The organism is Actinosynnema sp. NPDC037264 (assembly GCF_055603705.1).
Genome location: NZ_JBVJVK010000029.1, coordinates 1 through 18,323 on the forward strand (window position 1 = coordinate 1; position 18,323 = coordinate 18,323).

The following is an 18,323-nucleotide window of genomic DNA, read 5'->3' on the forward strand; positions in this document are numbered from 1 at the left end:
GCGGCCGGGTCGGCGAGCGCAGAGTGCGTGGCGCCCCCCCCCCCCCCCCACGCCCCCCCCCCCCCCCCCCCCCCCCCCCCCCCCCACCCCGAGTGGTCAGTTGTTCCGGACGACGTCATGCCCTGGCTCGGGAACCGGTCACCATGCGGTAGACGCCAAGCACGATCAGCGAGCCGAGGATGGCGAGCAGCCAGGTGCTCAGGTCGAAGAACGTGTTGATGTTGGTCCCGAAAATCGCCTGGCCGACGAAACCGCCGATGATGGCGCCGACGATGCCGAGCAGCATCGTGATGATGATGCCGCCGGGGTCCCGACCTGGCATGATGGCCTTGGCGATGGCACCCGCGATGAGGCCGAGGACGATCCAACCCAAGATGCCCACGGGGGCTCTCCTTCCTGATGGCCGCGACGGGGGATCCGTCGGGGCGCTTGATCGAGGAATGCCCACGTTCGAGTGATACCACGCCCTCGTTACCGTTCCGTTATCCAAGTACCGCTGTGCGGGCTATCAGGTCGGCTCGGGAACAATGGGCGGTGATGAGCACACCACGCACGGTCCTGGTACTCGGGTCGACCGGGTCGGTCGGCACCCAGGCCCTCGACGTCATCGCCGCCAACCGCGACCGGTTCACCGTGGTCGGACTGGCCGCCGGCGGCGCGGACCCGGCCGCCCTCGCCGCGCAGGCCGTCGAGTTCGGGGTCCAGGCCGTGGCCGTGGCCCGGGCCACCGCGGTCGAGGACGTCACGCTCGCCCTCTACGCCGAGGCGCAGAAGCGCGGCTACGCGCGGGGCGCGTTCAAGCTGCCGCGCATCCTCGCCGGCCCGACCGCGATGACCGACCTGGTCGACTCCACCCCGGCCGACGTGGTGCTCAACGGCATCACCGGCTCGATCGGCCTGGCGCCCACGCTGCACGCCCTCAAGGCGGGCGCGACGCTCGCCCTGGCCAACAAGGAATCGCTGATCGCGGGCGGTCCGCTCGTGCTCAAGGCGGCCAAGCCGGGCCAGATCGTGCCGGTCGACTCCGAGCACTCCGCGCTGGCCCAGTGCCTGCGCGGCGGCCGGCCCGACGAGGTGGCCAAGCTCGTCCTCACCGCCTCCGGCGGCCCGTTCCGCGGTCGCACCCGCGCGGACCTCGCCGACGTCACCGCGCGTGAGGCCATGGCGCACCCCACGTGGTCGATGGGGCCGGTCATCACCGTCAACTCGTCCACCCTCGTCAACAAGGGGCTGGAGCTGATCGAGGCGCAGCTGCTGTTCGGCGTGCCCTACGACCGCATCGACGTGGTCGTGCACCCGCAGTCGATCGTGCACTCGATGGTCACCTTCACCGACGGCTCCACGCTCGCCCAGGCCAGCCCGCCGGACATGAAGCTGCCGATCGCGCTGGCGCTGGGCTGGCCAGACCGGATCCCCGGCGCCGCCGCCGCGTGTACCTTCGACCTGGCGACGGCGTGGACGTTCGAGCCGCTGGACGACGAGACGTTCCCGGCGGTGAGGCTCGCCAGGCAGGCCGGCTCCGGCGGTGGCTGCCTGCCTGCGGTCTACAACGCGGCGAACGAGGAAGCGGTCGCGGTCTTCCTCGGCGGCGGCACGTCGTTCACCTCCATCGTGGACACTGTGGCAGGAGTGCTCGCGGAGGCGGACGGCTGGGCGCACGAGCCGGTCGACGTCGACGAAGTCCTCGCGGCGGAGCAATGGGCCCGGGCGCGGGCGCGGGAACTCGTGGCCACTTCGGTGGGGTCTGGAAGGGACTGACGTGCTCGTTTTCCTGGGCATTCTGCTGTTCGCCCTGCTCATCGGCATCTCGATCGCGCTGCACGAGCTCGGCCACCTGGCCACCGCGAAGATGTTCGGGATGAAGGTGACCCGGTACTTCATCGGGTTCGGGCCGAAGATCTGGTCCTTCCGCCGCGGCGAGACCGAGTACGGCCTCAAGGCCATCCCGGCGGGTGGCTTCTGCGAGATCACGGGCATGACCGCGCTGGAGGAGGTCGCGCCGGAGGACCGGCACCGCGCGTTCAACCGGCAGAAGACCTGGAAGCGCGTGGTGGTCCTGTCCGCGGGCTCCATCACCCACTTCATCGTGGGCTTCATCATCTTGTACTTCATGGCCTTCACCATGGGCATCCCGAACCTGCGCGACAGCGCGATGATCGCCGAGGTCGCGCCGTGCGTGCAGAACAGCACCGACGCCGAGTGCGCGCCCGGTGCGCCGTCGCCGGCCAAGGACGCGGGCTTCCAGGCGGGCGACGAGATCGTGGCGGTGGCCGGCGCGGCCACGCCCACGTGGGCCGACGTGCTGACGAAGACCCGCGAGCGGACCGGCACCACGGAGTTCAAGGTGCTGCGCGACGGCCGTGAGCTGACCCTCACCGCCGACGTCGCCCGCGTCGAGCGCGAGATGGAGCGCAAGGACGGCACGCGCTACAAGGAAGAGGTCGGCGCGATCGGCGTCATCCAGCAGCGCAACTTCGAGTACAACGCGTTCACCGCGATCGGCGGCGCGACGCAGTTCACCGGCACGATGTTCGAGAACACCTGGCGCGGCCTGATCAACTTCCCGAAGAAGATCCCGGCCGTGATCGAGGCCATCGGCGGCGCCGAGCGCGACATCGACAGCCCGGTCAGCGTGGTCGGCGCGAGCAGGCTCGGCGGCGAGGCGGTCGACCGGGGCCTGTGGCAGCTGTTCTGGCTGATGCTGGCGGGCCTGAACTTCTTCGTGGGTGTGTTCAACCTCCTGCCGCTGCTGCCGCTTGACGGTGGTCACATCGCCGTCAACCTGTACGAACGGGTGCGAAACTGGATCCGGAAGCTCCGCGGTCTTCCGGACGGCGCACCGGTCAACTACCTGCGACTGCTGCCGCTGACCTACTTCGTGATCTTCGTCGGCGGATCGGTCACGCTGTTGACGATCACCGCGGACATCGTCAACCCGATCAAGCTCTTCCAGTGATCACAGTGAGAGGTGCGTAGTCCATGAGTGACGGCGTCATGCTCGGCCTGCCGGCGATGCCTCCTCCGGTGTTGTCGGAACGGCGCAAGACCCGCCAGCTCATGGTGGGCTCGGTGGGCGTCGGCAGTGAGTTCCCCGTGTCCGTGCAGTCCATGACGACGACGGTGACGGCGGACGTGAACGCCACGCTCCAGCAGATCGCCGAGCTGACGGCGGCGGGCTGCGACATCGTGCGCGTGGCGTGCCCGTCCCAGGACGACGCGGACGCGCTGGCGGCGATCGCGAAGAAGTCGCAGATCCCGGTGATCGCGGACATCCACTTCCAGCCGAAGTACGTGTTCGCGGCGATCGAGGCCGGGTGCGCGGCGGTCCGCGTGAACCCGGGCAACATCAAGAAGTTCGACGACAAGGTCAAGGAGATCGCGGCGGCGGCCCGCGACCACGGCACGCCGATCCGGATCGGCGTGAACGCGGGGTCGTTGGACCCGCGGCTGATGGCCAAGTACGGCAAGGCGACGCCGGAGGCGCTGGCCGAATCGGCGCTGTGGGAGGCGTCGCTGTTCGCCGAGCACGACTTCCACGACCTGAAGATCTCGGTCAAGCACAACGACCCGGTGGTGATGATCCGGGCCTACGAGCTGCTGGCCGAGCAGTGCGACTACCCGCTGCACCTGGGTGTGACGGAGGCGGGCCCGGCGTTCCAGGGCACGATCAAGTCGGCGGTGGCGTTCGGCGCGCTGCTGCGGCAGGGCATCGGGGACACGATCCGCGTCTCGCTGTCGGCTCCCCCGGTCGAGGAGGTGAAGGTCGGGCACCAGATCCTCCAGTCGCTCAACCTGCGCCCGCGCAAGCTGGAGATCGTGTCGTGCCCGTCCTGTGGCCGCGCCCAAGTCGACGTCTACACGTTGGCGGAGCAGGTCACGGCCGGTCTGGAGGGCATGGAGGTGCCGCTGCGGGTCGCCGTGATGGGCTGCGTGGTGAACGGGCCCGGTGAGGCGCGCGAGGCCGACCTCGGGGTCGCCTCCGGCAACGGCAAGGGTCAGATCTTCGTGAAGGGCAAGGTCGTCAAGACCGTGCCGGAGCACCAGATCGTGGAGACCCTGATCGAAGAGGCGATGCGGATCGCCGAGGAGATGGGCGAGACCGCCGAGGGCGGCGAACCGGTCGTCACGGTCGGCTGAGGGCAGTCGGGAGTGGGCCGGCAGTCGGCTGAGCGGGTGGCGGACGCGCGGGTAACGCGGTGGATCTGGCAGGCTTGACGGCGTGCTGAGGTTGGCTGGCGCGCGCTTGCTCGACGAGCGGGACCTGACCGAGGTCCTCGCCGTGCTCGCGGCCGACCCGGTGGCGTCCTGCATGGTCGCCGCACGGGTCGAGGTCGCGGGTCTGGACCCGTGGCGGCTCGGCGGCGAGGTGTGGGCGTACGACCACCGGTCGCTGCGCGGCGGCCGGGTCGACGCGCTGTGCTTCGCCGGCCCGAACCTCATCCCGCTGCGCGGCAACGCGCAGGCGCTGCGCGGCTTCGCCGACCGGGCCCGCCGCCGCGGCCGCATGTGCTCGTCGCTGGTCGGGCCCGCCGAGCAGGTGCTCGGCCTGTGGGAGGAGCTGTCCCCGGACTGGGGACCGGCCCGCGAGGTGCGTGCCGACCAGCCGTTGATGGCGCTGGGCGGCAGCCCGGCGATCCCGCTGGACCCGCTCGTGCGGCCGGTCCGGCCCGACGAGCTCGACCGGTACCTGCCCGCCGCGATCGCCATGTTCATCGAGGAGGTCGGCGTCGACCCGTGCGCCGAGGACGGCGGCGTGTCCTACCGGGCGCGGGTGGCCGAGCTGATCGCGAGCGGGCGGGCGTTCGCCCGGTTCGAGGGCGGCGACGTGGTGTTCAAGGCCGAGATCGGGGCCATGTCGGCGCAGGTCGGCCAGATCCAGGGCGTGTGGGTGCGGCCGGACCGCCGCGGGCACGGCATCGGCGCGGCGGGCACCGCGGCGGTGGCCGAACGCCTGGTCAGGACTCTGGGCCGGACCGCGTCGCTGTACGTGAACTCCTACAACGACGTGGCCAAGGCGGCGTACCGCAAGATCGGGTTCTCCCAGGTCGGCCAGTACGCGACCGTGCTGTTCTGAGACCGTCGCGGCGTGCGGCCGGTCACACCGGGCATACTCGGCGCCGTGATCGCGCGCAAGCCGTCCCTGTCCCGCTTGGTCCTTCCCGGGGTGGTCCTGCTGCTCGTCAGCGGCTGCGGCCTGTTCTCGTCCCGTCCCGGCCCGGACCAGGTGGCGGGCGACTTCCTGGCCAAGCTCGCCGCGGGCGACGTCGACGGCGCGGCCGGCCTGACCGACGACCCGGGCGGCGCGAAGGACGTGCTGGGCAAGGTCCACGAGGTGCTCAAGCCCAAGGGGCTGACCACCAAGGTCGAGCAGGTGCGCTCGGCGGGCGAGTCGACCACCGCCGACGCGACCGCGCAGCTGGACTGGGACCTCGGGCACGACCACGCGTGGAGCTACCAGACGAAGTTCGACCTGCGGCGCGAGGAGGACGACTGGAAGGTGCACTGGGCGCCTTCGGTCGTGCACCCGAAGCTCGCCGTGCAGCAGTCGCTCGGGGTGGCCGAGGTGAAGCCCGCGCTGGCGCCCGTGCTGGACCGCGACGGCACGCCGCTGCTCGCGCCGGAGCAGGTCGTGTCGATCCTGCTCAACGCCCAGGAGGCCGGTGACGTGGGCGCGGTGGCCGGCGCGCTGGCCGCGGCGCTGACGCCGATCGACCCGGCGATCACCCAGTTGGCGATCATGGACGGGGTGTCGAAGGTCCCCGCCGGGCAGGTCTACCAGGTGGCCGCGCTGCGTGACGCGGACTACCGGACCGTGAAGCCCGCGATCTACGAGCTGCCGGGGGTTCGGTTCACCACGCAGACGAGCCTGCTGGCGCCGTCGCGCACGTTCGGCTCGCAGGTGCTGCCCGCCGTGCGCAAGGCGGTGGAGGAGGAGATCGCGGGCAAGGCCGGGCTGCGCGTCTACACGGTGAACGCGGCCGGTGACGAGGTGGAGACGCTGCACGAGCAGGCGCCGGAGCCCGCGCAGGCGATCTCGACCGCGTTGAGCCGGGGCGTGCAGGTGGCGGCGGAGGACGCGCTGGAGCCCGTACCGCAGGCCGCGATGCTGGTGGCGTTGCAGGCGTCGACCGGCGACATCCTGGCGGTGGCGCAGAACGAGGCGGCCGACGCCGAGGGCCCGATGGCGCTGAGCGGCCGTTACCCGCCGGGGTCGACGTTCAAGATCGTGACGGCGGCGGCGGCCCTGTCGTCCGGGCAGGCGACGGCGGACAGCCCGCTGCCGTGCCCGGGCAAGGCGGTGATCGACGGTCGCCGGGTCGTGCCGAACGACCACGAGTTCGACAAGGGCACGATCCCGCTGCACTCGGCGTTCGCGTTCTCGTGCAACACGACGTTCGCGCAGCTCGCGGCGGGGATGGCGCCGGACGCGCTGACCAAGGCGGCGGACTCGTTCGGCCTCGGGGTCGACTTCGAGATCCCGGCGATCACCACGATCACCGGCTCCGTGCCGCCCGCCACCGACGTGGTGGAGCGGGCGGAGGACGGCTTCGGCCAGGGCAAGCTGCTGGCGAGCCCGTTCGGCATGGCCCTGGTGGCGGCGACGACGGCGACGGGCAAGATGCCGGTGCCCACGCTGCTGAAGGGCCGGGAGACAAAGGTGGACCACACCCCGACCCCACCGGCGCCCGCCGTGCTGGAGCCGTTGCGGGCGATGATGCGGGAAGTGGTCGAAACCGGCACCGCGCCGCAGCTCAAGCCGTACGGGGACGTGCGGGGCAAGACGGGCACGGCGCAGTTCGGCGACGGCACGAACTCGCACGGCTGGTTCGTCGGCTACCGCGGCGACATCGCGTTCGCGACCCTGCTCCTGGGCACGAACAGCTCCGCGCCGGCGGTCGACGCCTCGGCCCGCTTCCTGGCCGCGTTGGGCTGAACGGTCCAACATCAATGTGATACCGTGTTTCACATGGATCAGGTCGGACTTCGTGAACTCCGCCACCACGCGAGTGAGTACGTGCGGCGGGCCGAGGCCGGAGAACGGATCGCGGTGACCGATCACGGTCGGGTGGTCGCCGAGATCGTTCCTCCTCAGCACGGGGCATCGAGTCTGCGGGACCAGCTCGTCGCCAACGGTGAGCTGCTCCGCGGCCGAGGTGGGCGGTTGCCCGAACCGTTGCCCGCCACGTCCGGCACGCCGATCTCGGAAGTGCTGCGCCAGATGCGGGACGAGGAGCGTTGGTGATCTACCTCGACACCTCGGCACTGGCCAAACTGGTGCGAACCGAGGCCGAGACCTCCGCGCTGCGCACCTGGCTGGACGACCGAGCCGGTGCCCGGCTGGTCAGCAGCTCGCTCGCCAGGGTCGAGCTGATCCGCGCCGTGCGCGCCGAGGGCGACGAGGCGATCAGGCAAGCCACGTTGATCCTGGTCGAGCTCGACCAGATGACCATGACCATGGACCTGTTGGACGCGGCCGGCGCGTTGCCGCTGCCGCTCAAGTCGCTCGACGCGATCCACCTCGCGTCGGCCTTGCGCCTGCGCGTGGACCTGGACGCGTTCGTGGCCTACGACAAGCGACTCCTGACCGCCGCCGACGAGATGGGGCTGCCGATCGCCTCGCCCGGAACGGTTGAACCGACCGCGTAACGGACACGTGGCGCATGCCCCGTCACGCTGAGCCGTAATCTGGAGGGCATGTCCGTGCGTGCCGTCCTCCAGCCAGGTGTGCTGTCCCCGCGCCGTCCGGTGCCCGCCCAGATCGAGCGGCCCGAGTACGTCGACCGACCCGAACCCAAGCGCAACACCGATCCCTGGGTGCAGCCGCCCGAGGTGATCGAGGCGATGCGCGTCGCGGGCAGACTGGCGGCGCAGGCGTTGCAGGAGGCGGGCAAGGTGATCGTGCCCGGCGTGACCACCGACGAGATCGACGCGGTCGCGCACGAGTTCCTGTGCGACAACGGGGCGTACCCGTCCACGCTCGGCTACCGCGGCTTCCCCAAGTCCTGCTGCACCTCGCTGAACGAGGTCATCTGCCACGGCATCCCCGACACGACCGTGGTCGAGGACGGTGACATCGTCAACGTCGACGTCACCGCCTACATCGGCGGCGTGCACGGCGACACGAACGCCACCTTCCTGGCCGGCGACGTGAGCGAGGAAGCCCGCCTCCTGGTCGAGCGCACGCACGAGGCCACCATGCGCGCCATCAAGGCGGTCAAGCCGGGACGGCAGCTCAACGTGGTCGGCCGCGTCATCGAGTCCTACGCCAACCGCTTCGGCTACGGCGTGGTGCGCGACTTCACCGGCCACGGCATCGGCCGCACCTTCCACAGCGGCCTCGTCGTGCTGCACTACGACGCGCCGCACGTGCCCACGGTGATCGAAGAGGGCATGACGTTCACCATCGAGCCGATGATCACCCTCGGCGGCATCGAGCACGACCTGTGGGACGACGGCTGGACGGTCACCACCCGCGACAAGAGCTGGACCGCCCAGTTCGAGCACACGATCGTGGTCACCGCGGACGGCGCGGAGATCCTCACCGTCTGCTGAGCAGCGGCACCAGGGTTTGCGCCACCTCGTCGGGCGAGGTCACCGCGCCCAGGTGGTGGCTGTCCAGCTCCACCACGGGCCAGCCGAGCCCGCGTGCCGCCGAGGCGGCGGCGTCGTAGGCGGGGCTGAGCTTCACGTACGAGCACGGCCCGGTCCACGCCACGGTGGGCCGGGGCTCCTTCAGGAACGCCAGCGGCACCTCGGGCGCCTCGGCCACGATCTCCTCCAGCAGCCGCACGTCCGGCACCATCGCCGACAGCGCCTCGGGCGCGAACCACAGGTCCCAGCGCGGCATCAGCCCGTCCCGCGAGATGGCCTTCAGGTGCGCCATCCGCTCGGCGGGCGCGTCGTCGCGCCAGCTCCGGCCCGGCGTGGGCAGGTCGGAGTCGAGGAACACCAGCCCGCGCACGGGCGTCTCCAGGGCGTCGGCGAACGCGGGCAGCAGCGGACCGGCGCCGCTGTGCCCCACGAGCACCAGGTCGCCCTCGACCAGGGAGTCCTCCACCGCGTCGGCGAACACGCCGAGCAGCCGCTGGTGGACGGGCGCGGCGTTGACCGTCACCCGCAGGTCGAGCAGCACCACGGGGTGACCGAGTCGGGCCAGCGCGTCGGCGAGCGGGCGCATGCTCGCGGGCCCGAGGTAGGGGCTGTGCACCAGGACCGCGGTGGGGGGGACGTCGACCATGCCGTGGATGATGTCAGTCGGGACCGACACGAGGGGACATTGTGCGCAGTGCGTTGCTGGTGGCCGGCACCACGTCGGACGCGGGGAAGAGCGTGCTGGTGGCCGGTCTGTGCAGGTGGCTCGCGCGGCAAGGGGTGAAGACGGCCCCGTTCAAGGCCCAGAACATGTCCAATAACTCGGTCGTGACGGCCGACGGCGGCGAGATCGGCCGCGCGCAGGCGGTGCAGGCCGCCGCGTGCGGGCTGGCGCCGAGCGTGCGGTTCAACCCGGTGCTGCTCAAGCCGGGCGGCGACCGCAGCTCGCAGGTCGTGGTGCTGGGTCGGGCGGTCGGCGAGGTGTCCGCGCTGTCCTACCGCGAGCGCAAGGCCGAGCTGTTCGCCACGGTTCTGACCACGCTGGACGGCCTGCGCGACGATTTCGACGTGGTCGTCTGCGAGGGCGCGGGCTCGCCCGCCGAGATCAACCTCAGGGCGAACGACATCGCGAACATGGGCTTGGCGCGGGCGGCGGACCTGCCGGTGCTCGTGGTCGGCGACATCGACCGGGGCGGGGTGTTCGCGCACCTGTTCGGCACGCTGGCCCTGCTCGACCCGGCCGACCAGGCGCTGGTCGCCGGGTTCGTGGTGAACAAGTTCCGCGGCGACCCGGCGTTGCTCGAACCGGGACTGCGGCAGCTGAACGCCCTCACCGGGCGTCCGGTGCTCGGCGTGCTGCCGTGGCGGGAGGAGCTGTGGCTGGACGCGGAGGACTCCCTGTCCTACGCGGCGGACGGCGTGATCGGCCGGCCGGAGCCGCCGTGCGGCGACCAGTGGCTGCGGGTGGCCGTGGTGCGGTTGCCGCGGATCTCAAACGCCACGGACGTGGAGGCGCTGGCGTGCGAGCCGGGTGTGTCCGTGCGGTTCGTCACCGAGCCGTCCCGGCTGGCCGACGCGGACCTCGTGGTGGTGCCCGGCTCGAAGGCGACGGTGGACGATCTGCGGTGGTTGCGCACCACCGGCCTGGCCGACGCGATCGCCGCGCACGACGGTCCGGTGCTCGGCATCTGCGGCGGTTTCCAGATGCTCGGCCGGACCATCGAGGACGCGGTGGAGTCGCGCGCGGGCGCGGTGGCGGGGTTGGGCCTGCTCGACGTGGACGTGCGGTTCGAGCCGGACAAGACGCTGGGCACGCCGCGGGGCGACGCGTTCGGCGAGCCCGTCATGGGCTACGAGATCCACCACGGCGTGGTCACCCGCAACGCCGAGGAAGGGCTGGTCACCCTGCCGGACGGCACGCCGGAGGGCGCCCTGCGCGGCCGGGTCGCCGGCACGCACTGGCACGGGTTGCTGGAGAACGACGGCTTCCGCCGCGCGCTCCTGCGCTGGGCCGCCCGCCACGCGGGCCGGCAAGGATTCACCCCCGCGCCGGACGTGGACTTCGCCGGACGGCGGTCCGCGCAGCTCGACCTGCTCGGCGACCTGGTCGCCGACCACCTCGACACCGACGCGGTGTGGGCGTTGCTGGAGCAGGGCACGCCACCGGGACTTCCGGTGATCCCTCCCGCGGGTGCGCCACCCGTCGCCTGACGGCGTCCGACCGCGGTGCGCGCGACCGACAAGTCGCGCGGTTGTGCCACCGGTGGGCGGAGTCGCGTGGACGACCGGCTCGGCGACGGCGGCGGGCGGCTGCCCGACCGGCAAGCCGGGCGGACCTACCCGCGTGGACCCGTCGTGGGCCGTGCGGTCACATCGCTGCGTGAGGAATCACGTGGTCCGAGTGGACGCTCGCTTAGATGCCCGCGGTCAGGCGGGGGGACATGCGGAAGACGGCGCACACGTCACACCTCCGCTCACGGGTAGTCACACAGTGAAGGTACCGGTGGTTCGCCGGAGGATACGTCGCCCGTTCGGGTCAAGCGGGTTTGTCGACGGGCACGAGCTCGGCCCAGCCGGGCTCGGCGGCCCGCTCCACCCACCCCGCCGGCCACTTCCGCCGCACGTCACCGGTCCGCGTCCGGGCGTCGGTCAGCTTGGCCGTCGTGTGCACGCCGAAGTCCGTGCGGCCCTCGAACACCGCGCCCCGGAACACCGAGTCGCCGAACGCGACCCGCCGGAAGTCGGCCAGGTCGCGGAAGCACGTGTCGCGGAAGTCGGCCGTGCCGGAGAACTCCGTGCCGCGGAACGCCGCCGGGCCGACGAACGTGGTGCCGGCGAACGACGCGGACCTGACCCTGGCGCGGGTCAGGGTGGGCTTGACCAGCGTGGCGTTGGACAGGTCGAGCGCGATGCCCGCCCAGAACGCCTCGGGCTCGTCCGGGCGCAGGTGGGCGGCCAGCAGCGCGGTCGCGGTCTGCCGGACCTCCAGCTCCTGGAACCGGTGCGCGTCGCGCGGCCCGATCCGCGTCCTGGCCCGCACCTCCGGCGGCGGCGTGAACGGCATCCGCAGGTAGGCGCAGATCAGGTTCACGATCGTCTGCCGGTGCGCGGGGTTGCCCTGCGCCAACCGCTCCAGCGCGTACAGCCCGGCCAACCGGACCGGTGCCTTGTCGCTGCCGAGCTGGTCGGCGGCCTTGCCGTACAGCTCGGTGACGCGGCGCTCGGTCGCGTCGTGGTCCTTCTGCACGAGGTCCAGCTCCGCGTAGCGCTGGCGGCGCGCCGTGAGCAGCAACGCCGCCGCACCGCCCGTGCCGAGCACGATGCTGGACGCCGTGCGGACGACGTCCAGCCGCACACCGTCCTGCGGCTCGCCGGACCCCAACGTGACCAGCAGGAGCACCACGGACCCCACCGCCACCACCCCGAGCCCGACCGCCCAGAGCACGATCGTCCTGGCCGACAGCACGCGGTGCTCCACACCTCCAGCCCAGCGGAACGCCGGCGGGCCGTCAATCACCGATGCGGGCGGTAGAAAGGCCAGCTTCCTGCTGTACCGCCCGCATCGGGACGACCGCCGGGTGCTGTACGAGCTCGCGCCGGGTGTGGCGAACCGGATCGGCGATCGGGCGCGGAGGCGCACTACGACGAGGCGTTGGCGCCGTACCGGAAGCTCGGCGACTGGCACAACCGAGCACGACGGACCCGCACCGCACCCACCGAAGTCCACTCACCCCACCCGCCCACAACGGACCCGCAACTCACCCACCTAGGCCCGATTTGACATGGGTTCGGGTGCCATAGGCTGGTCGAAGCCGGGCAGGCTTGGCGGACGCTTTTCCCGCCAGGCCTGCCCGGCTTTGGCCTGCCTGGGGTGCCCGTAAGGGCCCCATGTCAAATCGAGCCGGACGCAACCTGCCCGGAGCCAACCCGAGCCGCACCCGAGCCGAACCTGCGTCGACCCCGAGCCTGCCCCAACCACCACCTTCACCGAGCACCCACTCCAACGAGCACCGGTTCCGACACACGCGACCCACGTCGCTTCACCGTCGTCGCCGCCATGCCGATGATCACCAGCGCCGCCGCCCCGAGCCGCACCGCCGTGATCGCCTCATCGAGCAGCAGCCACCCCGACAACATCCCCGCCACCGGCACCAGCAGCGCGAACGGCACGACGGCGCTCGCCTCGTAAGTCCGCAGCAGCAGGTTCCACAACCCGAACCCGAGCAACGTCGACACCCACGCGATGAACAGGATCGCGCCGACGCCGCTCCAATCCATCCCCCGCAACGCGGCCAGGTCCGCGGCCGGGCCCTCGAAGACGAGCGACAACCCGAGCAGGGGCAGCACCGCCAACGCGCTGACCCACACGATGAAGTTGATCGGGTCCGGCGGCCGGGCGTACCGGGTGGCGACGTTGGCCAGGCCCCACGCCACCGCGCCGAGGACCACCAGCAGGAACGCCGAGATCGGGCTGCCGACCCCGTAGTCGAACGCGATCACCACGATCCCCGCCGCCGCCACGCCCATCCCGAGCAGCTGCACGGGCCGCGGCCGTTCCCGCAGCAGCACGGCCGCGAACAGCACGGTGAAGAACACCTGGCTCTGCAGCACCAACGACGACAGCCCGGCGGGCATCCCGGCCGCCATGCCGACGAACACCAACCCGAACTTGGCCACGCCGAGCGCCAGCGCGACCGCGGCGACCCACTTCCACGCCACCTTGGGCCGGCCGACGAACCACAGCGCGGGCACGGCGGCGGCCAGGAACCGCAGCGCGGAGAAGAACAACGGCGGGAAGTCGCGCAGACCCACCTTGATGACGACGAAGTTGATCCCCCAGATGGTGGCGACGAGCACCGCGATCGCGACGTGGCGTGGTTTCACACCACCGAGTCTCAGCCGTGCCATCGTTTAGGACCAGCGACGAGTGCTGAAGGTTTCGGTTTAGCATTGCTACATGCTTGATCTCGGACGGCTCCGCGCCCTGCACGCCGTGGCGCAGCACGGCTCGGTCGGCGCGGCGGCCACGGCGTTGGGCTACACCCCGTCGGCGGTGTCGCAGCAGATCGCCAAGCTGGAACGGGAGACCCGCACCACGCTGCTGGAACGCCGTGGCCGCGGTGTCGCGCTGACCGACGCCGCGCACCTGCTGTCGGCCACCGCCGGGCAGGTGCTCGCGCTGGTCGAGCACGCCGAGGTGGCGCTGGAGGAGCAGCGCGGCGCGGCCGTCGGCGAGTTGCGGGTCGGCGCGTTCGCCACCGCCGCGCGCGGCCTGCTGCCCGCGGCGGTGGTGCGGCTGGCCGAGCGGCACCCGCAGCTGGACGTGCGCCTGGTCGAGCTCGACCCGCCGGACTGCCTGGAGGCGGTGGCGCGCGGCGAGCTGGACCTGGCCGTCACGCACGACTGGGTCAACGCGCCGCTGGCCGTGCCCGAGCCCGTGTCGCGGGTGCGGCTCGGCGAGGACGTCGCCGACGTGCTGCTGCCCGTCGCGCACCCGTTGGCGCAGCGGGAGAGCGTGGTGCCGGAGGACCTGGCGGGCGAGCGGTGGATCTGCCAGCCGGAGGGCACGATCTGCCACGACTGGCTGGTGAACACCTTCCGCGGCGCGGGCATGGAACCCGACCTGGCCTACCGGATCGCCGAGTACGAGACGCAGTTGGCGTTGCTGGCCAAGGGGATCGGCGTGGCGCTGCTGCCCCGGCTGGGCCGTGGCGCGCTGCCGGACTCGGTGCGCGCGGTGCCGTTCCGGCCGACGCCGACGCGTCGGGTGTTCGCGGTGTGGCGCACGCAGGCCGGCCGCCGTCCCGCCGTGACCGCGACCCTGGCGGCGTTGCGGGACTGCTGGGAGCAGCGGGAGACCGCTTGAGGCCGGTTCCGGGGCCGCAGATAACGATCGGGCAACCGACGGTTGCGGCGGGCGCAATTGCGACGACTATCGAAGTGGGTCGTCGGGGGTCGTGGGTCTGGACCCGGTCAAGCCATTCACCAGGAGGCCTCCTGCGGAACTCCGCCGCCGTGGGAGGTCTCCGCCCCGTCGTGAAAGCCCTTACCGCCTTGGCACGCCCGGAAGGGCGCACGCCGGTGAGACCTGCCCGCAGGTCGTGGTAGGCCTGCGGGACCTCGCCCCGCAACGGCGTGGTGCCGCGGCTGCCGCGGTCGCGGACCGCGGTTCAGTCCTTGTGCCGCTCCAGCAACTCCTCCAGGAAGCCTCCCGCCTCGGCCGCCGCACGGGCCGCGTCACGGTCGCGGACCGCGTCGAGCAGACCGGTGTGCGACACGTGGTCGTCCTCGTGGTCGGTCTCCACGGTGGCCGTGATGCTGGCCCGGACCGCCTCGGTCAGGCCCTGGTACAGCTCGGCCAGCAGGGTGTTGTGCGAGCACTGCACGAGCATCACGTGGAACGCGGTGTCCCGCTCCACCAGCCGGGCCCACTCCTTCGCGGCCAGCGCGGCGTCCCGCTCGGCCAGCAGCTCCTCGAGCTTGCGGAGCTCCTCGTCGGTGCGGTGGGTCGCGGCCAGGCGGGCGCCCTCCACCTCCAGCGTCCGGCGCACCTGGAGCACCTCGCGCAGCTCGCTGCCGCACAACCGGCGGACCGCGCCGGACAGCTCGCTGGTCGCGCGGACGAACGTGCCGTCGCCCTGGCGCACCTCCAGCAGCCCTGCGTGCGACAGGGCGCGCACGGCCTCCCGCACGGTGTTGCGACCCACGCCCAGGGCGGTGACCAGCTCCGGCTCCGGTGGGATGCGGCGGCCGACCGGCCATTCACCGGCGGCGATCGCTCCCCTCATCTGGTCGATCACCTGGTCGACGAGCCCGGCCCGCCGAGTAGTGGCCAACGGCACAGCGTCATCCTTTCATCCGAACATCCCATGTCTGCGATAGTAGCCAGGTGCCAATCCAGCAGACCCGGCCAGACTGGTCACCGTCGACTGCCCACATTGCCACCGATGGCGATGCCAATGCGACGATCGCCGACCATCCTGGCCGCACTGCCGTGGGTGAGGGGCGTCGGAGCCGTCAAGTTGCCCTGGTCGGCAGCACCCTGTTGGCGATCGGCGTAGCGCTGGCCGCCGCGAACCTCCGCCCGGCCGTGACGAGCCTGGCCTCGGTGCTCGGTGACGTGCGCACGTCGCTCGGCGTGTCGACCGCGTGGACGAGCCTGCTGACCGCCGTGCCGACGCTGTGCTTCGGGTTCGCCGCGTTCCTCGCGCCCTGGCTGGGGCGGCGGTTCGGGATGGCCCGGGCGGTCGCGCTGTCGTTGCTGGTGCTGACGGTCGGCCTGGTGCTGCGGGTGGTGGACGGGCCGGCGGCGGTGCTCGGCGGCACGTTCATCGCGTGCGCGGGCATCGCGGTGTGCAACGTGCTGATCCCCGTGGTGGTGAAGGAGTCGTTCCCGGGCCGGGTGGGCCTGGTGACCGGCGTCTATACCGCCGCGCTGGCGGCCGGGGCAGCGGTCGGCGCGGCGTTCACGCCGGGGCTGGAGTCGGCGTTCGGGTCGTGGCGGCTGGCGGTCGGCGCCTGGGCGTTCCTGTCGGCGGCGGCTCTGCTGGTGTGGCTGGCGGGTGCCCGGCACGGGTTGGCCGCACGGCCGGTGACGCGGTCGGTGAAGGCCGGCCGGTCGTTGTTCCGCAGCCCGTTGGCCTGGGTGATCACGGTGTTCTTCGGGCTCCAGTCGCTGCTCGCCTACACGGTGATGGGCTGGTTGCCGCAGATCCTGGTCGACTCCGGGGTGGACCGGACGACGGCCGGGCTGCTGCTGGCCATCACGATGGTGCTGGGCGTGCCGGTGAGCCTGGTCGTGCCCCCGCTGGCGGCGCGGTGGTCCGGGCAGTCGTGGCTGGTGCTGGTGTTGGGCGTGCTGTCGGTGCTGGGCGTGCTGGGCCTCGCCCTGGCTCCTGGCGCGGCGCCCGGGTTGTGGGTCGTGCTGATCGGCGTGGGGATGGGCATGTTCCCGCTCGCGCTGGTGATGATCTCGTTGCGCACGTCGACCGGTGCGGACACGGCGCGGCTCTCGGCGATGGCGCAGAGCATCGGCTACCTGATCTCGGCCGCCGGACCGTTCGCGTTCGGGGTGCTGCGCGGTGCCACCGGCACCTGGACGATGTCGATGCTGGTCCTGGTGGGGCTGCTGGTCGTGCTGACCGGGCTCGGGTGGGTCGCCGGTCGGCCGCGCACGGTGTAGCTGATAACGCCTCGTCTTCCCGGCACGATGTGTCGGTTACGGACAGAACGGAGACCCGGTCGCACGAGGGGTACGACCGGGTCTCCATCTTGTGGTGCTGGTGCTGGTGCTGGTGCTCGTGGCCGCGGGGCGCGGGGCGCTCAGTCCGTCAGGGGCAGGTTGAGCAGCGCGTTCTCGATGACCTCGGGCATCGCCGGGTGGATCCAGTACTGCCCGCGCGCCATCGTCCGGGCGTCCAGGCCGAAGCTCATCGCCTGGATCACCGGCTGGATCACGCTCGACGCCTGCGGCCCGATCACGTGCGCGCCCAGGATCAGGCCCGTGTCGGGGTCGGCCAGCACCTTCGCGAACCCGGTCGTGTCCTCCATCGCCCAGCCGTACGCGATCGACGCGTAGGCCTGCGCCGCCGTCACGTAGCGCACGCCGCGCTCGACGGCCTGCTCCTCGGTCAACCCGACCGACGCGATCTGCGGCGAGGAGAAGACGGCCGCCGGCACGAACCGGTGGTCGGAGGAGATCGGCTCGTCCGGGTGCAGCAGGTTGTGCTGCACGACCCGCGCCTCGTGGTTGGCCACGTGCTTGAGCTGGTACTTGGAGCTGATGTCGCCGAGCGCGTAGACGCCCTCGACGGACGTGCGCTGGTGCTCGTCGACGACCACGCGACCGTCGGGGTGCACGTCGACGCCGGTGGCGGCCAGGTCGAGCAGGTCCGAGTTCGGCGTGCGGCCGACCGCGACCAGCAGCTCCTCGGACTCCACGACCTCCGCGCCGTCCGGGCCCTCCAGGTGCAGCCGCACCACGCCGTCGACCCGTTCGGCCCGCACCGCCTTGCGCTTGAGCCGCACGTCCCACTTCTGCGCGGCGGTCTCGGTGAACCGGGTGGCGATCTCGCGGTCCTCGTGGCGCAGGAGCAGGTCGGACCGCCCGACCACGGTCACCTGCACGCCGAAGGACGAGAACACGTGCGCGAACTCGGCCGCCACGAAACCGCTGCCCAGGATGGTGAGGCGAGGGGGCAGGGCGTCGAGCCGCATGACCGTGTCGCTGGTGTGGTAGCCGACGGAGTCGAGGTCGGCGACGTCCGGGACCACCGGCCGGCTGCCCGCGGCGAGCACGAACCGGTCCGCGGTGATCACCTCGCCGGTGCCCGTGTCGAGGGTCTTGGGGCCGGTGAACCGGGCCGTGCCCTCGTAGACGGTGACGTTGGCGTTCTCCTCGGCCCGCCAGCGGCGGCCACCCTCGGAGATGGGGTCGATCCGGCCGAAGATCCGGTCGCGCACTTCCGTCCACCGCACGCCGTCCAGGTGGGCGTCGACGCCGAGCCGCGCGCCCGAGGAGGGTGCGGCGGCGACGTCCGCGGTGTGCACGAACATCTTCGTGGGGATGCACCCGACGTTCAGGCACGTGCCGCCGAACACACCCTTCTCGACGATCGCGATGTTCCAGCCGGCGAACCGCTCGTCCACGATGGAGTTGCCGGAACCGGTGCCGATGATGACCAGGTCGAAGTGCCTCACGTCGTGCTGCAACCCGCGACGTGAGGCACTTG

Annotated in this window: 17 protein-coding genes; 11 read left to right on the forward strand and 6 right to left on the reverse strand. The window is 71.7% G+C overall.

Annotated elements, in window-relative coordinates; translation table 11 throughout:
* Window positions 1–115: 115 nt before the first annotated feature.
* The gene (locus ACZ7GX_RS27050) at window positions 116–382 is read right to left on the reverse strand and encodes a GlsB/YeaQ/YmgE family stress response membrane protein (RefSeq protein ID WP_498780590.1); all 267 of its coding nucleotides are present in this window, start codon (window positions 380–382) and stop codon (window positions 116–118) included.
* Window positions 383–537: 155 nt separating this feature from the next.
* Here ACZ7GX_RS27050 and dxr point away from each other — a divergent pair, with 155 nt between their 5' ends.
* From dxr to map, 8 genes are all read left to right on the forward strand, one after another.
* Window positions 538–1,758, forward strand: a complete 1,221-nt coding sequence (dxr, locus tag ACZ7GX_RS27055) for a 1-deoxy-D-xylulose-5-phosphate reductoisomerase (protein WP_498780592.1) — start codon at window positions 538–540, stop codon at window positions 1,756–1,758.
* A 1-nt stretch (window position 1,759) separates the two neighbouring features.
* Entirely contained in the window at window positions 1,760–2,956 is a 1,197-nt protein-coding gene (locus ACZ7GX_RS27060; protein ID WP_498780593.1) for a M50 family metallopeptidase, read from the forward strand.
* A gap of 23 nt (window positions 2,957–2,979) precedes the next feature.
* Window positions 2,980–4,137, forward strand: coding sequence for a flavodoxin-dependent (E)-4-hydroxy-3-methylbut-2-enyl-diphosphate synthase (gene ispG, locus ACZ7GX_RS27065; protein ID WP_230567648.1), 1,158 nt, complete (start codon window positions 2,980–2,982; stop codon window positions 4,135–4,137).
* Window positions 4,138–4,219: 82 nt separating this feature from the next.
* Window positions 4,220–5,074, forward strand: coding sequence for a GNAT family N-acetyltransferase (locus ACZ7GX_RS27070; protein ID WP_498780595.1), 855 nt, complete (start codon window positions 4,220–4,222; stop codon window positions 5,072–5,074).
* 45 nt (window positions 5,075–5,119) lie between these two features.
* Window positions 5,120–6,934 (forward strand): penicillin-binding transpeptidase domain-containing protein, encoded by a 1,815-nt coding sequence (locus ACZ7GX_RS27075; protein WP_498780597.1) that lies wholly within the window; start codon window positions 5,120–5,122, stop codon window positions 6,932–6,934.
* Between the two features lie 33 nt (window positions 6,935–6,967).
* Window positions 6,968–7,243: a type II toxin-antitoxin system Phd/YefM family antitoxin gene (locus ACZ7GX_RS27080; protein WP_498780598.1), complete on the forward strand. Its 276-nt coding sequence runs from the start codon at window positions 6,968–6,970 to the stop codon at window positions 7,241–7,243.
* Window positions 7,240–7,647: a type II toxin-antitoxin system VapC family toxin gene (locus ACZ7GX_RS27085; protein ID WP_498780599.1), complete on the forward strand. Its 408-nt coding sequence runs from the start codon at window positions 7,240–7,242 to the stop codon at window positions 7,645–7,647. The genes ACZ7GX_RS27080 and ACZ7GX_RS27085 overlap by 4 nt, the downstream gene beginning before the upstream one ends.
* A 48-nt stretch (window positions 7,648–7,695) precedes the next feature.
* Window positions 7,696–8,553: a type I methionyl aminopeptidase gene (gene map / locus ACZ7GX_RS27090; protein ID WP_498780601.1), complete on the forward strand. Its 858-nt coding sequence runs from the start codon at window positions 7,696–7,698 to the stop codon at window positions 8,551–8,553.
* On the opposite strand, the gene ACZ7GX_RS27095 is transcribed toward map, so the two are convergent.
* Window positions 8,540–9,268, reverse strand: coding sequence for an alpha/beta fold hydrolase (locus ACZ7GX_RS27095; protein ID WP_498780603.1), 729 nt, complete (start codon window positions 9,266–9,268; stop codon window positions 8,540–8,542). The genes map and ACZ7GX_RS27095 overlap by 14 nt on opposite strands.
* Window positions 9,269–9,279: 11 nt before the next feature.
* Between ACZ7GX_RS27095 and ACZ7GX_RS27100 the strand changes: the two genes are divergently transcribed.
* Window positions 9,280–10,803 carry a cobyric acid synthase gene (locus ACZ7GX_RS27100; protein WP_498780605.1) on the forward strand — a complete coding sequence of 508 codons (1,524 nt, stop codon included), beginning with the start codon at window positions 9,280–9,282 and terminating at the stop codon, window positions 10,801–10,803.
* 325 nt (window positions 10,804–11,128) lie between these two features.
* Here ACZ7GX_RS27100 and ACZ7GX_RS27105 read toward each other — a convergent pair whose 3' ends face one another.
* Window positions 11,129–12,109 (reverse strand): pentapeptide repeat-containing protein, encoded by a 981-nt coding sequence (locus tag ACZ7GX_RS27105; RefSeq protein ID WP_498780606.1) that lies wholly within the window; start codon window positions 12,107–12,109, stop codon window positions 11,129–11,131.
* Between the two features lie 467 nt (window positions 12,110–12,576).
* Window positions 12,577–13,476, reverse strand: coding sequence for an EamA family transporter (locus ACZ7GX_RS27110; RefSeq protein WP_498780608.1), 900 nt, complete (start codon window positions 13,474–13,476; stop codon window positions 12,577–12,579).
* 73 nt (window positions 13,477–13,549) lie between these two features.
* Here ACZ7GX_RS27110 and ACZ7GX_RS27115 point away from each other — a divergent pair, with 73 nt between their 5' ends.
* Window positions 13,550–14,458, forward strand: coding sequence for a LysR family transcriptional regulator (locus tag ACZ7GX_RS27115; RefSeq protein ID WP_498780610.1), 909 nt, complete (start codon window positions 13,550–13,552; stop codon window positions 14,456–14,458).
* 304 nt (window positions 14,459–14,762) lie between these two features.
* Here the strand turns inward: ACZ7GX_RS27115 and ACZ7GX_RS27120 are convergent, their stop codons facing one another.
* Window positions 14,763–15,434 (reverse strand): FadR/GntR family transcriptional regulator, encoded by a 672-nt coding sequence (locus ACZ7GX_RS27120; RefSeq protein WP_498780612.1) that lies wholly within the window; start codon window positions 15,432–15,434, stop codon window positions 14,763–14,765.
* A gap of 125 nt (window positions 15,435–15,559) precedes the next feature.
* Here ACZ7GX_RS27120 and ACZ7GX_RS27125 point away from each other — a divergent pair, with 125 nt between their 5' ends.
* Window positions 15,560–16,774: an MFS transporter gene (locus ACZ7GX_RS27125; RefSeq protein ID WP_498780760.1), complete on the forward strand. Its 1,215-nt coding sequence runs from the start codon at window positions 15,560–15,562 to the stop codon at window positions 16,772–16,774.
* 140 nt (window positions 16,775–16,914) lie between these two features.
* Here ACZ7GX_RS27125 and ACZ7GX_RS27130 read toward each other — a convergent pair whose 3' ends face one another.
* On the reverse strand, window positions 16,915–18,291 hold the full coding sequence (locus ACZ7GX_RS27130) for a mycothione reductase (RefSeq protein WP_498780613.1): 1,377 nt from the start codon (window positions 18,289–18,291) through the stop codon (window positions 16,915–16,917).
* Window positions 18,292–18,323: the final 32 nt, after the last annotated feature.